This window comes from Pseudomonas sp. R38(2017) (assembly GCF_002112395.1).
GTDB lineage: Bacteria > Pseudomonadota > Gammaproteobacteria > Pseudomonadales > Pseudomonadaceae > Aquipseudomonas.
Window position 1 is genome coordinate 132,979 of sequence record NZ_NEHN01000007.1, and the last position, 14,609, is coordinate 147,587.

At 60.1% G+C, this 14,609-nt stretch carries 12 protein-coding genes; 10 read left to right on the forward strand and 2 right to left on the reverse strand.

The window, feature by feature from the left end; translation table 11 throughout:
* The first annotated feature begins 108 nt into the window (after positions 1-108).
* From CAF87_RS19245 to CAF87_RS19275, 7 genes are all read left to right on the forward strand, one after another.
* Positions 109-444, forward strand: a complete 336-nt coding sequence (locus tag CAF87_RS19245; RefSeq protein ID WP_085732624.1) for a YceK/YidQ family lipoprotein — start codon at positions 109-111, stop codon at positions 442-444.
* 272 nt (positions 445-716) lie between these two features.
* Positions 717-2,474 carry a carbamoyltransferase gene (locus tag CAF87_RS19250; RefSeq protein ID WP_007952261.1) on the forward strand — a complete coding sequence of 586 codons (1,758 nt, stop codon included), beginning with the start codon at positions 717-719 and terminating at the stop codon, positions 2,472-2,474.
* Positions 2,458-3,588, forward strand: a complete 1,131-nt coding sequence (locus tag CAF87_RS19255) for a glycosyltransferase (RefSeq protein WP_085732625.1) — start codon at positions 2,458-2,460, stop codon at positions 3,586-3,588. Before CAF87_RS19250 ends, CAF87_RS19255 begins: the two co-directional genes overlap by 17 nt.
* A complete protein-coding gene (locus tag CAF87_RS19260) occupies positions 3,588-4,484 on the forward strand; it encodes an antimicrobial resistance protein Mig-14 (RefSeq protein ID WP_085732626.1) in 897 nt (298 codons plus the stop codon). The genes CAF87_RS19255 and CAF87_RS19260 overlap by 1 nt, the downstream gene beginning before the upstream one ends.
* Before the next feature lie 8 nt (positions 4,485-4,492).
* Complete coding sequence (locus CAF87_RS19265) at positions 4,493-5,938, forward strand: PIG-L deacetylase family protein (RefSeq protein WP_085732792.1); 1,446 nt, start codon at positions 4,493-4,495, stop codon at positions 5,936-5,938.
* The gene (locus CAF87_RS19270) at positions 5,935-7,089 is read left to right on the forward strand and encodes a glycosyltransferase family 4 protein (RefSeq protein WP_085732627.1); all 1,155 of its coding nucleotides are present in this window, start codon (positions 5,935-5,937) and stop codon (positions 7,087-7,089) included. The genes CAF87_RS19265 and CAF87_RS19270 overlap by 4 nt, the downstream gene beginning before the upstream one ends.
* Before the next feature lie 14 nt (positions 7,090-7,103).
* The gene (locus CAF87_RS19275) at positions 7,104-7,988 is read left to right on the forward strand and encodes a glycosyltransferase (protein ID WP_085732793.1); all 885 of its coding nucleotides are present in this window, start codon (positions 7,104-7,106) and stop codon (positions 7,986-7,988) included.
* 18 nt (positions 7,989-8,006) lie between these two features.
* On the opposite strand, the gene CAF87_RS19280 is transcribed toward CAF87_RS19275, so the two are convergent.
* A complete protein-coding gene (locus CAF87_RS19280) occupies positions 8,007-9,224 on the reverse strand; it encodes an acyltransferase (RefSeq protein WP_085732628.1) in 1,218 nt (405 codons plus the stop codon).
* Complete coding sequence (locus tag CAF87_RS19285; RefSeq protein ID WP_085732629.1) at positions 9,224-11,086, reverse strand: bifunctional O-antigen ligase/aminoglycoside phosphotransferase family protein; 1,863 nt, start codon at positions 11,084-11,086, stop codon at positions 9,224-9,226. The genes CAF87_RS19280 and CAF87_RS19285 overlap by 1 nt, the downstream gene beginning before the upstream one ends.
* A gap of 154 nt (positions 11,087-11,240) precedes the next feature.
* Between CAF87_RS19285 and msbA the strand changes: the two genes are divergently transcribed.
* The 3 genes from msbA to cysC all read left to right on the forward strand — a co-directional run bounded on the left by msbA (position 11,241) and on the right by cysC (position 14,516).
* Positions 11,241-13,043: a lipid A export permease/ATP-binding protein MsbA gene (msbA, locus tag CAF87_RS19290; protein WP_085732630.1), complete on the forward strand. Its 1,803-nt coding sequence runs from the start codon at positions 11,241-11,243 to the stop codon at positions 13,041-13,043.
* A gap of 164 nt (positions 13,044-13,207) precedes the next feature.
* The gene (locus CAF87_RS19295) at positions 13,208-13,912 is read left to right on the forward strand and encodes a sulfotransferase family 2 domain-containing protein (RefSeq protein ID WP_085732631.1); all 705 of its coding nucleotides are present in this window, start codon (positions 13,208-13,210) and stop codon (positions 13,910-13,912) included.
* Positions 13,905-14,516, forward strand: coding sequence for an adenylyl-sulfate kinase (gene cysC, locus CAF87_RS19300; RefSeq protein WP_085732632.1), 612 nt, complete (start codon positions 13,905-13,907; stop codon positions 14,514-14,516). The genes CAF87_RS19295 and cysC overlap by 8 nt, the downstream gene beginning before the upstream one ends.
* The last annotated feature ends 93 nt before the right edge of the window (positions 14,517-14,609 follow it).

Here is a 14,609-nt window from a genome sequence, read left to right on the forward strand (position 1 = left end):
GGTGGCGACAAATCCTTGTGATTTGTCCTACGGCTTTCCCGGAACCCGTGAACTGCCCCGCATAAAGCCCCGATGCTAGTTTGCCCCGACGTTCCCGGAGGGCAAACCATGACCATCAAAACGGCTATTACCATCGGCGCATTTTCACTGGCTCTATCTGGCTGCGGCACCGCGGTCACGGTGTTGCAGGACGACGAAGACGCCACGCGCGGCCTGCGCAAACAGAAGACCTACTGCCAATCCATTCCGCGTATCTACAGTGGCCTGGCCCACGACTTCTGCCTGCTGCACGCGCCGCCCGACCCCACCGGCATTCTGGTGCCAGTCGTCCTGCTCGACATGACTCTTTCCGGAGTATTCGACACCGCTTGCCTGCCTTATACGATCTATCGTCAGGCGGTGGACGGGAATATCAGTGTTTATTGGCGGCCCAGTCGTGGGTGAGGCTTTTAAAACTTTTGCGGCTTCCAGAAAACGAAAAGCCCCGGTGATCTCACCGAGGCATCAACGCCGACCGGGATCTCCCAGTCCATTTGCAGGGGAGTCTAAGTTGAAGCTTCTGATGCGTCAACGCGTTGGCCGGCCAGTTCCGCTAGAGGTTTGTCGGCGCTTTTAAGCTATAATCCCGCCCTTTAGCTGTCTCTCGCCCGGTGCGAGGGCACATCATTTTTCAAGGCGCATCGCGCCTGAATGCAGACTAAAGAGGCTAGACCCCTGTGGCATTGACGATTCTTGGCCTGTCCGGCGCCCTTAGCCATGATCCTTCAGCAGCCTTGTACATCGACGGCAAGCTGGTCGCGGCGGCTGAGGAAGAGCGCTTCGTACGCGATAAACATGCAAAGAACCGCATGCCCTACGAATCGGCGAAGTTCTGCCTGGAGCAGGCTGGCATCAAGCCGTCCGACGTTGACGTGGTGGCGATTCCGTTCGCCCCGATCAGCATTTTCGGCAAGGCCCGCTGGCAGTACGCCAAGCGCTACTGGTACGCCCCGGACCGCGCACTCGACGCGATCCTGATGGGCAACCGTCGCTACAAGCGCTATCGCAACAAGATCGTCTGGTGCCTGGAGCAACTGGGCTTCGATCCGAAGAAAATCAAGATCGAGCCGGTCGAGCACCACCTGGCCCACGCTTCCAGTGCTTACCACTGCTCGGGTTTCAAAGAGAAAACCGCGATCCTCGGCATCGACGGCAAGGGTGAGTACGCCACGACCTTCTTCGGCTACGGCGAAAACGGCAAGATCCACAAGATCAAGGAGTTCTTCGATCCGGACTCCCTCGGCGGCCTGTACGGCGCGATCACCGAGTTCCTCGGTTTCGACATGCTGGACGGCGAGTTCAAGGTCATGGGCATGGCGCCGTACGGCGACGCCAGCAAATACGATTTCTCGCGCCTGGCTTCCTTCGAAAACGGCGAACTGGTGATCAACACCGACTACGCCAACGTGATCGGCCTGCGTCGTTATAAAGAGAAGGGCAAGGGTTACTACTTCTCGCCGAAGCTGATCGAGTGGCTGGGTCCTAAGCGCGAAGGCGATATCGCCGACGAGCCGTACATCCACTACGCGGCCAGCATTCAAGCGCTGTTTGAAAAAATTGCGCTGCAGATGATCGACTACTACCTGGGCGACGTGCTCAAGGAAACCGGCAAACTGGCCTACGCCGGTGGCTGTGCGTTGAACGTCAAGCTCAACCAGAAAATCATCGCCCGCGACGACGTCAAAGAGCTGTTCGTGCAGCCTGCATCCGGCGATGCCGGTACCGCAGTCGGTGCAGCGGCCTATGTGTCCAACGCCCGTGGCGTGCCGGTCGAGAAGATGGAACACGTCTACCTCGGCCCGTCGTACAGCAACGAAGACGTGATCGCTGCGTGCGCCCGTCACGAGAACAAGCCGACCTGGCGCAAGCTCGACAACATGCCGGAGCAGATCGCCAAAATCATGGTCGATGGCAACCCGGTGGCCTGGTTCCAGGGCCGCATGGAGTTCGGTCCGCGTGCGCTGGGTGGTCGTTCGATCATCGGCTGCCCGAGCGTGGCTGGCGTGGCTGACCGCATCAACCACCAGATCAAGTTCCGCGAGCGCTGGAGGCCTTTCTGCCCGTCGATGCTCGACACCGTTGCACCACAGATGATCAAGATCGATCACCCGGCGCCGTTCATGACCTTCACCTTCGAAGTGGCGGAAGAGTGGAAGACCCGCGTGCCGGAAGTCGTCCACGAAGACGGCACGTCCCGAGCCCAGGTGCTCAAGCGCGAATACAATCCGCGCTACTACGACATGATGAAGGCGCTGGAAGTACTGACCGGCAACGGCGTGTCCCTGAACACCTCGCTCAACCGCCGTGGTGAACCGATGATCTGCTCGCCGACCGACGCCCTGAACATGTTCTTCGGCTCCGATCTGCAGTACCTGATCATGGAAGACATCCTGGTGGTCAAAGAAGGCGCAAACGCTTATGACACGCTCGGCTGAACGCCATGTGCTGCAGTTCTGTCACGGCTATGACGGGCCGTTCCTCGACTGCGCGCGGCAGTACGCCAGCCTGTTTGCGGGCACCGGTTATCGGGTCACCACGGTCTTTCTGACCGGGGCGGCCGATAGCCAGGTGGCCGCGGCCTGCGCCTCCGACGAAGTGTTGTTCATGGAATACAGCTCCAAGGCCATTCGTGGCCTGAAGCTGGGCGCCATCGGCGATCTGCGCAAGATCGCCGCTTCACGCAATTTCAGTTTCTGCATCGCCCATCGCTTCAAGCCGATCTACATCGCCTTGCTCGGCACTTCGCTGCCGGTGATTGGCGTGCACCACGCGTTTGGCGATTACAAACGCGGCTCGCGCAAACTGTTTGCGCATATTTTCCGCAAACGTCTGAGCCTGCTCGGTGTGTCTGACGCGGTGCGCGACGACATGCGCCGCTGCCTGCCGAAATGGCCGGCGACGCGTATCCAGACCCTCTACAACCGCATCGATGTTTCGGCGTTGCAGATGAGCCAGGTGTCCGCTCGTGAAGCCCGTGAGATCCTTGGTCTCGCAGCGGATGCATTCATCGTCGGCAACGTCGGTCGCCTGCACCCGGACAAGGATCAGGCCACGCTGCTGCACGGTTTTGCCGCGGCGCTGCCCGGTCTGCCGGCCAACAGCCAGCTGGTGATTCTCGGCAAGGGTCGACTTGAGGATGATCTGAAGGCGCTGGCCCGCGAACTGGGTGTCGGTGATCGCGTGCTGTTTCTCGGTCAGGTGCCGGACGCGCGCAATTATTTCCGTGCATTCGATGTGTTTGCCCTGAGTTCCGACCACGAACCGTTCGGCATGGTGCTGCTGGAGGCCATGGCCGCTGGTGTGCCGTTGCTGGCCACGGCGTGCGGCGGGGCGAAGGAAGTGGTCGAAGGCGTGGGCATTCTGTTCCCGCTGGGTGACGCCGAGCATCTGGCCCAGGGCCTGAAGCATCTGGCCGGCATGGACGAGCAGCAACGCCGTCAATGCGCCGAGATGATGTTCGATCGCCTGCGCGAGCGCTTCTCCGACCGCGCCGTACGCGACACCTTCTGGCATTTGCCGCAAGTTACCGATCTGGCACCGAGGGGCTGATGCTCAACCGATTTCAAGGCTGGCGCGAACGTGGCTGGTCGCCCGTTGACGCCTCAACTTATGCACAGGCCTGGCAGCGTTTTGGCGGCAGCGTCGCGACTCATCCAATCGTTGTCGAACGTCTGGCGAATCTGGCGGGCATTCCGGTGCGTTATCTGGCCTGGGAGCAGCAGGGCGAAGTCAAAGCGGCGATCCCGACCTGGGGCCGGGACCTGGCCTTGTCCAAGGACGTGCTCAAGCGAAATGGCAAGAAAGGCTTGTTCGATCTCGGCAACGCCGAACTGATCCTGCCGGCCGCCGCCGATGCCCAGGCCCCGCTGCGTCATCGCGGGCGCTACCTGTCGGCGCTCAACGAGAACCGCTTCAGCGGCCTCAAGTTGCAGACCGAACAACTGGCCATGGCCCGTACCCCGGAAGAACTGTCGAAGAAGTTTCGCTACAACCAGCGCCGCGAACTGCGCCTGCTGGAAGAGGCGGGCGGGGTGGTGCGGCCGGTCAGCGACTTCTCGAGCGCCGAACTGGCGGCGATTTATTGCGATCTGTTCCAGCGTCGCTGGGGTTTCCCGGCCACTGGCGCGGCACGCATGGCCGAAGTCATTGAGTTGTTGCGCGAGCTGTTGATCGGCTCGGTAATTTTCCTCAACGATGCGCCGATCGCCATTCAACTGGTGTATCGCGTCGAAGCGCCGGAGTGGATCAGCGTCGAGTACATCAACGGCGGTGTCGACCCCGAAACCCGTGAATTCAGCCCCGGCAGCGTTCTGAGTTTTCTCAATACGCAAAGTGCTTGGGAGCACGCTCGGGCACTCGACAAGCCACTGCGCTTTTCCTTCGGTCGTGCCGACCGTGAATACAAGGATCGCTGGTGCAATCCTGTGCCGGTCTTCACCGTATGAGTCAGCCCATGAGCCGCAAACAGCAACTGCTCAAGCGTCACCGGCGCAATAAACGTGTCAGCCTGTTGATCGCACTGATCGTGTTGATCGCCCTCGGCGTGCTGGTGGCCTGGTGGCTGCCGCTGGTGCTGGCGGTGATTGGCTGGATCGCTCACGAAGCGTGGTTTGCCGACCACTTGTTCTATTCGCCGAAAGACGATTACCAATACAGCTTTCCGCCGTTCACACCGCAGCCGAAAACGCATTTGAGCGGTGAGCAATTGCGCCTCGACGAGGGTGTGATGCTGGTGGACGACGCCACGCTGATCCTCGCCGTGAGGGTCAAAAGCACCTGGCTGGGACGTTTCTTCGATCCACGCGTGGAGCTTGCGGGCAGTGCGAATCCGGATGCACAGACCTTCGAACGCGGCGTCAACGGCCTGCGTTATCTGAACCTCAGCGGTCAGGCGCAGACCTTGTCTCAAGGTCTGTTGCGTCTGCGCGGACGTTTCTGCCGGGTGACCGGCGAGCCGGTGCTATGGGCCATGGAACAGCCGGACTACCGCCGTCAGCGGGTGATGGTGATCGCGCCGCACGCCGATGATGCCGAACTGGCCGCTTACGGTTTGTACAGTCAGGCCGATGAGGCCTGGATCGTCACCCTGACCGCTGGCGAGATCGAAGCCGAACACTATCAACAGATGGGCCTGAACAAGGTCGAGGCATCGCGACTCAAGGGGCGCTTGCGTGCCTGGGACAGCCTCGCCGTGCCGCGCTGGGCCGGTGTGCCGCAGGAACATTGCGTGCAGCTCGGGTATTTTTGCCTGCAATTGTCTGCGATGAAAGCGACGCCGAATCAACCGGTGGGCTCGCGGGAAGCCGATTTGAACGACACGCGAATTTTTCGTCAGCTGAATCCGTTTGCCCTGCCTGGCGATGCCGACGGCGCGCCGACCTGGAACAATCTGCTGGCCGACCTGCGTGACGTGCTGTCCCGTGCGCGCCCGGATGTGATCGTGTTGCCGCATCCGACGCTGGATCCGCATCCCGACCATATCTGCGCCCAAGAGGCGGTGCTGGAAGCCTTGCGCGGTCTCGATTACCAACCGACCCTGCTCGGTTACGCCAACCACTTGCACGACAACGATCGCTGGCCGATGGGCGACAGCGGGCAGGGCATCGCCTTGCCGCCGACTTTCGATGCAAACGTGGCGATGCAGCCGCTGTGCCTGCCGCTGCCGATCGAACTGCAACGGGACAAGGCCATGGCGCTGGGCATGATGCATGACCTGCAGCCACCGGCGCCGTTCAAGCGGCGCCTGCGCCGACTGTTTCAGCGACTGCTGGCCGGTCGGGCGCCGTCGGTCTACGGCGAGAACGAATTTTTCCGCAAAGCGGTCAGGCGCCAGGAGTTGTTCTGGGTGCTGAAGCAAAGCGAAACAGGCGCGACGGGTTCGCAACGGGGAGAGTCATGAGTCAACGCGCAAAGGTTCTGCAGCTGCAACCCGACTACAACGTCAAATCCCATGATTTCGCCGACCTCGCCGAACAGATCGTCAAGGCCCTGCCGACGGATCGTTATGAGGTGACGGCGGCATTCCTGCGCGGCAAGCCCGGGCCGGGTGAAGCCGTCAGCCGGGCCGACCGTTCGGTGTATTTCGAGTTCTCCGACAAGTCCCTCAAAGGCATGCGCCTGCGGGCGATGTGGCAGCTGTACAAGTTCTGCCGCCGGGAAAAGTTCGACGTGGTGATCTGCAACCGCTTCAAACCGGTGAACATGATGCTGACCCTCAACCGCTGGTTGAAAGTGCCGTTGTGCATCGGCATTTCCCACGGTTTCGGCGAGTACGACCGCTTCTACCGTCGTCGTCAGACTCAGCGCCTGATTGACCGGCACTGGCGTTTCGTCGGCGTGTCGCCGGCGGTCAAACAGTACCTGCTGGACTGCGATTGCGGTTTTACCGACCAGAATACCTGCGCGATCACCAACGCCATCGACATCGAACAGGCCGAAGGCTTGCAGCACAGCCGCGAGCGTGCCCGCGAGCTGCTGGGCATCGACCCGAATGTGCGTCTGATCGGTGCGCTGGGGCGGCTGGTGTCGGTCAAGGGCCACACTTATCTGTTGCAGGCTTTCGCCCAACTGAAAGACAAATACCCGAACACCCAACTGGCAATCATCGGTGCCGGACGCCTGCAGGCGCCGCTGGCCGCCGAGATCGAGCAATTGGGCCTGAGCGGTCGTGCCCACCTACTGGGCTTCAAGGAAAACGCCCTGCAGTACGTGCGTGCGTTCGATATCTGGACCATGCCGTCGCTGGCCGAAGGCCTGGGCCTGGCCCTGCTGGAAGGCATGAGCGGACACTTGCCGGTGATCGCTTCGAACGTGCCGGCCATGTTGCCGCTGATCGAAGGTGCCGGCGGCCTGTCGATTACTCCCAAGGACGTGACGAGCCTGGTCGCGGCGCTGGACACCTACCTCGGGCTGTCGGATGACGAGCTCAAGGCCAAGGGTGAGCAGGCTTACCGCTATTTGCAGGAACAACACGACATCGAGGTCTTCCGCCAGGAATACCTGAACCTGATTGACTCCGGCCTGGCGCAGGCCCGCAAGGAACAGCCATGAGTGAGGTCGCCGCCCTGAGCGATGCGCAACCCATCGTCACCGTCATCATCGCGTCCTACAACCACGGACCGTACATCGAGGAAAGCATCCTCAGCGTTATCAACCAGAGCTACAAGAACATTGAGCTGCTGGTGGTCGACGACGGCTCGAAGGACGACAGCGTCGCGCGCATCAAGGCCTTGCAGGAACAGCACGGCTTCGATTTCCGGGTGCAGCAGAACCAGGGCCTGACCAACACGCTCAACGGCGCGATTGCGCGGGCCAAAGGCAGCCTGATCGTACCGTTCGGCTCCGACGACATCATGTACCCGGACCGTATCGCCACCCAGGTCGCGTACATGGACGGCAAACCGGAAGTCGGCATTTGTGCCGGCAACATCGAGTTGATGGACGCCGACGGCAACCTCTACCCGGAAAAGCGTCAGCGCCGGGACGTGCCATTCCGTCGTCTGGATTTCGATGACATGTTCCTGGAGCGCAAGCCGTATCCGCCGGCACCGACGCTTATGATTCGCCGTGAAGCACTGGACAAGGTCGGTGGGTTCGATCCGACGATTCGTCTTGAGGATCTGTACATCGAGCTGAAAGTCACCCGCGCCGGGTACTTCATCGACGGCCTGAACGTAGTGATGGCGCGCTATCGCAAACACGCCACGAACTCGTACAAGAACCACCGCTTCATGATCGAAAACATCCTGCGCACCTATGCGTTGTTCAGCGATCATCCGCTGTACGATGAGGTGCGCTACAAGTCACTCAATTCGATGTTCCTGAAAACCGCCAACCGCGATCGTAAACTGGCGCGGGAGCTGCTGGCACAGATTCCGTTCAAGGCCTGGAACAAGAAAACCTGGCGCGGTCTGGGCCGGTTGCTGTTTTCGCCGCTGGAAAAGGACTGAGTCCCTGGCCGCTCGCGGTCAGCGAGCGGCTTTTTCCGCCAGGCGCTTGTTACCTTGCTGACGCTGGCGAATCCAATGCACAACCTTCTTGCCGGCGTTCATGCCAGGCTGCTCGATGTACAGAAACGTCGCGCTGCTGATCACAATCAGCAGACAGGTGCACACCGCCATCAGTGGCAGGAAGACCCAAGCCTCGCGAGCATCGAGGTTCAGGGCCAGCGGCAGGCGCTGAACCATCAGCCAGAGCACGAAACCATGCAGCAGGTAGGTGCTGTAGCTGATTTCTCCCAGCCAACGAATGCTGCGCGGTTTGAGGGCGCCGAACAGGGTGTTGCCCGAAGCCACGATCACGAAGAACAGTGATAGCAGGAACAACGGTGGCGTCTTGAATGCCCGGCTGAATGCGGTGAAGGCAATGGTCAATGCCAGCAGGGCGATCACCCCGGCCACGGGCGTTTTGCTCCAGGCCACCAACTGCGGACGACGCACCCAATACGCGGCGGCGATCCCGCCGAGGAAACTGACCAGGAAGTGTTTCTTGAGCGAGTGCTCCCAGCCAACCAGTTGATACAGCGCATAAATCCCGATCAGGCACAGCACTACCTGGCGCCAGTTGCCCGGGAAGATGAACACCATGGCGGCCAGCGGCAGCGCCAGATAGAAAAACACTTCGTAGGCCAGTGTCCAGGTGACGTTGGATATCAGCATGCCGGTGTGCGGGTACAGATTGACGTCGGGCCGGTCAAACGTCAGCCAGGCTGCGCTCTGCTTGAACAGCTCCAAAGCGGACACCTTCAGCTCCCAGTCCTGCAGATGGAACACCGTGACGAACACTATCAGCATCAACGGCAAATACAGCGGGTACAGGCGAAACACTCGTGAGACGCCGAAGGCCATCCAGTCGAACGACCGACCCTGAGCCAACAGACGGCCCCAGAACAGAAACCCGGTGATCATGAAAAACAGCGCTACGCTGCCTTGACCCAGCATCGAGTAGAAGGGATTCGGCGGGAAGTCGATCACCCCCGTACGCAGAAATATCCAGGTAATGACCGAGTGATGCACGAACACGCCGAAGGCCAGATAACCCCGTAAGCCGTCAATGCTCGCGTAGCGGCTTTCACCGGAGTGCTGGAGGTGGCGAGCTATCTTCGGGACTGCGCGCAACAGCAGTGCAGCGGTCACGATGGCCAGCAGATAGGCGGCCGGCGCAATAAGAGGATTGGTTTCGATCATCAATGAACCCGGGCCGCAATGTTGCCGGCCAGCACTTGCTTGTGCAGATTGTCTACTGCGGATTTGGACGCCGTCATGGCGTATCCCTGGAGCAACGCGTCGAGGTGATCTTCGAACAGCCAGCGTTTGTCGACGGTGTAGCGTTGCATGTGTCGCAGATTACGTTGGCGCAGCGAGAGGCTCAGGGGCGAAGGGTAGACGCGCAGGTCCGCCAGATCAATCAGTCCGAACTCTCCATCTTCCAATACCAGCACGTTGCCAAGATGCAGCGAGCGGAAGTAAACGCCCTGTTCATGCAGTCGGGCCATGAATTTGCCGAAACGCTCGACCAGCGCCTGCCGCACAGCCGGTGCCGTGATGCCCTGGAGCACCTGGCGCAAGGTATGGCCCGGCAACGGGGCGTAATGCACCGCGCTGCTGCCGTCGTCGAGGCGATACAGATTCAGCACTTGTGGGGTCGGGATGCCCATGCGGCGCAATTGTTCGCTGTTGATGGCGAAACGTTCGGAATAAGGATTGAAGTTGCCAGAGGTGTACCAGCGACGAGGACGGAACAGCTTGAGGAAGCTGCCATCGCTCAGACGCAGCACCTTCGGTCCCAGGCCATCTTCTTCAATCACCTGCGCATCGGCGCCGAGCTGCTGCAGGTCGGAGGTCGACAGCTTCCGCACCGGGACTGTCAGTAAGCGTCGAGCGCGCTGATTGATGATAAGGGCGGCAATCAGTGCCAGTGGAATCCATAGCAGGAACCAGTGTTCCTTGGGCCGAGAAATGATGCCGCCGCCTTCTGTCAGTCCCGCGCCGATACCGAATATCAGCCAGGTGGACGCGATGATCAACAACGGCTGAACGCGCTGGCGCCAGCTGCTCAGCAAGCCCCAGAGCAGGAAGAAAAGCCACGGCAGCAAGCCCAGTATGCCGACGTAATAAAGCACGCCCAGAACAAAACTGTGCGGCTCCTGAAAGTTGTAGCCGACTCCCGGGTCAATCGCCAGATCGGCACCATAGCCATGGCCGATCCAGGGATGCTCGGAAATTCTTTGCAGGGCGATCTGCCAGATTTCGAAACGGTAGGAGTCGCCGCGCTCGGTGATCATCTTCGAAAACAGGGTGGCCACGGTGATGCCGACCGTGGCTAACGCCCCCAGCATTACCAGCGAACGGCGATTCCAGCAGATGAAGGCCAGCCAGCAAGCCGCCATGGTCAAGGCGACCAGCGGCGTTCTGGAACCGGTCGCGATTACCGCCGCGAACATGATCAGCATCGCCGGCATACTGAGCCAGAGCAGACGGGCATGCCTGCACGACATGCTGATACTGAGCCAATAGGCACAGAAAAATCCGAATAGATGGGAGCTGAGCAGCGGGTTGTCGAATGCTCCGCCGCCGATCAGGCGCGCGTTGGGATCGTAATGATGGACGAAGGGTATGAGGAAACAGGTCGTAGCAATCAGCGCAACCACGGCGGCAACGAAGAGCAATGGCGAAAGAATGTCCGCGCGGTAGCGCACCAGCAGATAACAACCGACGAACAGCAGCAGGGTATGCAGGGGAGGCTTGAGCATTCCGCTGACCGACTCGTCGTGCGGCCCCCAGCATAGGCTGAGCAGCGCCCAGGCGACGAACACAAGTAACGCGAGAATCAACGGTTCGCGCAGCATTTCCTTGAACTCGCGTGGACGCAGGCACAGTGCAATCAACGCCGGAATGCTGAACAAACCATAAAACAGTTTGTGGTGCAGGCTGCGACCCGGCAGGAAGAACAGCGCGCACAGGAGCAGGAAGTAGCCGACGGGAAGTATCCACAGGCTGATGAAGTCGAAGATTCGACTGGACGTACTGCTGAAACCGCGAAGTTGCATGCTCTGAGATTCAATCCTGAAGTTGATCGGCCATTTCGTTGATGGCAATTTGATGCTGAAAAAGACGTCTAACAATAACAGCCTTTGCCCGATTGCCAGAACCCTGAAGAAGCTGTGCTAAAGTCAGCGTCCTTTTTATCTACTTTCGCGTGATATGACCGACTCCAGTCCCGCCGCAAGCCCTTCGAGCTTGAAAATCTACTTCCGCCTGCTCGGCTACGTCCGGCCGTATGTCAGTCTGTTTCTGATCAGCATTGTTGGTTTTCTGATTTTCGCATCGACCCAGCCGATGCTCGGTTACATTCTCAAGTATTTCGTCGACGGTCTGTCCAATCCCGAGGCCGTGCTGTTTCCCACTGTGCCTTACCTGCGCGATCTGCAGCTTTTGCAGGCCGTACCGCTGCTGATCATCCTGATCGCTGCGTGGCAGGGCCTGGGGTCCTATCTGGGCAACTATTTCCTGGCCAAGGTTTCTCTGGGCCTGGTCCACGATCTACGGGTGCAGCTGTTCAACAACTTGCTGGTGCTGCCGAACCGATATTTCGACAAGCATAACTCCGGTCATCTGATTTCGCGTATCACCTTCAACGTGACCATGGTCACGGGGGCGGCAACAGATGCGATCAAGGTCGTAATCCGTGAAGGCATGACGGTGATCTTCCTGTTCGCCTCCTTGCTGTTCATGAACTGGAAGCTGACGCTGGTGATGGTCGCGATCCTGCCGCTGATCGCCGTGATGGTGCGTACCGCGAGCAAGAAATTCCGCAAGCAAAGCAAGAAGATCCAGCTGGCCATGGGCGACGTGACCCACGTTGCGTCGGAAACCATCCAGGGCTATCGCGTAGTGCGCAGCTTCGGCGGCGAAGCCTACGAAGAGAAACGCTTCCTCAATGCCAGCCAGAGCAATACCGACAAACAACTGCGAATGACCCGCACCGGCGCCATTTACACGCCGATGCTGCAACTGGTGATCTACACCGCCATGGCAGTGCTGATGTTCCTGGTGCTGTTCCTGCGCGGTGATGCCTCGGCGGGTGACATGGTGGCCTACATCACCCTGGCTGGCCTGCTGCCCAAACCGATTCGCCAGTTGTCCGAAGTCAGTTCGACCATCCAGAAAGGCGTTGCCGGTGCCGAAAGCATTTTCGAGCAACTGGATGTCGAGCCGGAAGTCGATACCGGCACGGTCGAGCGCGATTCGGTTACCGGTCGTCTCGAGGTGCGCAACCTGAGCTTCACCTACCCGGGCACCGAACGTCAGGTACTCGACAACATCAGCTTCTCGGCCGAACCGGGGCAGATGGTGGCGCTGGTGGGGCGTTCCGGCAGCGGCAAGTCGACGCTGGCCAACCTGATTCCGCGTTTCTATCACCACGACAAGGGCGAAATCCTGATCGACGGTGTAGAAGTCGAGCAGTACAAGTTGCTCAACCTGCGCCGCCACATCGCCCAGGTCACCCAGCACGTCACCCTGTTCAGCGACACCGTGGCCAACAACATTGCCTACGGCGACCTCGCTGGGGCTCCGCGTGAAGACATCGAGAAAGCTGCGCGTGATGCGTACGCGATGGATTTCATTGCGCAGTTGCCTGAAGGCCTGGACACCCAGGTCGGCGAGAACGGCGTGCTGCTTTCCGGCGGTCAGCGTCAGCGTCTGGCGATCGCCCGAGCCTTGCTCAAGAACGCGCCGTTGCTGATTCTCGACGAGGCTACCTCGGCACTCGACACCGAATCCGAGCGGCATATTCAGGCGGCGCTGGACCAGGTGATGAAGGGGCGCACCACGCTGGTTATCGCTCACCGGCTGTCGACTATCGAGAAGGCTGACTTGATTCTGGTCATGGATCAGGGCCGGATCGTCGAGCGCGGTACTCATGACGAACTGCTGGCGCAGAACGGCTACTACGCGCGCCTGAACGCCATGGGCCTCGACGCACCGGCCGAAGACATCGCCTGATCCCGCGTTGTGAACGCCGGGCGCGCAATGCGCCCGGCCATTTGTATCCGGATCTTTACCCTTCTTGACCAAACCTGCATAAAACCCGGCATCGCGCTTGTTAAGGTTCCTGAACGAATTTTGACTTCCAACGAAGGGGTTATCCCCGTCGCGCGGGTACTCTCATGCTGCAACGCTATCTGTGGAAACTGCTGCCCAAGCCGCAGCGGGCTTTTCTGCTTGGGCGCCTGTCGGTGGTCGACCGGCAAGTGGTGAACAAGTCGATGTCAGCCAACCTGAGCTTTCCCAAGGCTTTTGCGCAGCGTTCCTGTCTGTTCATTCATGTACCCAAATGCGCTGGCAGCAGTGTGTGTGCCGCGATGTTCGACGGCTGGCGCCCCGGCCATCTGCCGTTGTACTGGTATGAAGAGCAGTTTCCCGCGCAGTTTGCCGCTGCATACAAGTTTGCTTTCGTGCGTGATCCGCTGGAACGTGCCTATTCGGCATTTGCCTTTCTGCGCGGCAACGAACTGAGCGAGCGTGATCACGCAGCGCAGCAAATGGTCAGGCATTACCGCGACTTCAACGATTTTGTTGCGCGCTGGCTGCATGCCGACACCATTTCGCGACAATTGCACTTTGCCGCGCAAACCGACTTTCTTACCGATTCGCTGGGTCGCCTGGCGCTGGACTTCGTCGGCTATCAGGAGCATCTGGAGCGAGATTTTCGCCTGGTGTGCGAGCACCTGGGACTGACGAGTCAATTGCAGCACGTCAACGTTTCCCGGCAACGGCGTCCGTTGCCGGCACGTGATTTTTGCACGCAGCGCACGCGGCGCCTGGTACGGCGAGTCTATGAACGTGACTACGAGATGCTCGGCTATGAATGAAGCACTTTCGGTTTCCCTGCCACCTCCGGCCATCCGCCCCTATGCCTTGGCTCTTCCCGCCCAGGCCCGGGCCGAGCAGAAGTCGCAGCAACCGCGCTGCCTGTGGCTGACCGGGTTGTCCGGGGCCGGCAAATCGACGCTGGCCAACGCCCTGGAGTTGCATTTGCATCAGTTCGGGCTGCATACGTTCCTGCTCGATGGCGACAACTTGCGCAGCGGTCTTTGCCGCGATCTGGGGATGACCGAGGCTTGCCGGCGCGAGAATATCCGGCGCACCGCCGAAGTGGCGCGGTTGATGGTGGACGCCGGGTTGATCGTGATCGTGGCCGCCATTTCACCGTTTCGTGCCGAGCGGGATACGGCGCGCCGGTTGTTTGCCGAAGGGGATTTTATTGAAGTGCATGTCAGCACCTCGCTGGAGGTCTGCGCGCGACGCGACCCGAAGGGTTTGTATCGGGCGGCGCGGGAAGGGCGGATCAAGGACTTCACCGGGATCGACAGTCCGTACGAGGCGCCGCTGACGGCCGAGTGCCGGATCGATACCGATGAGGTCGAACTGGCCGATGCCTGCCATCGACTGGCGTCGTTTCTGTGCAAAAAATGAGCAAAAAACCCTGTCGTTTCATCCTGTTGCAGCCACCGCACAAGCCTTTGCCAACCCTGTGTTAATATCGCGCCCCTGTTCATTTTGTATGTG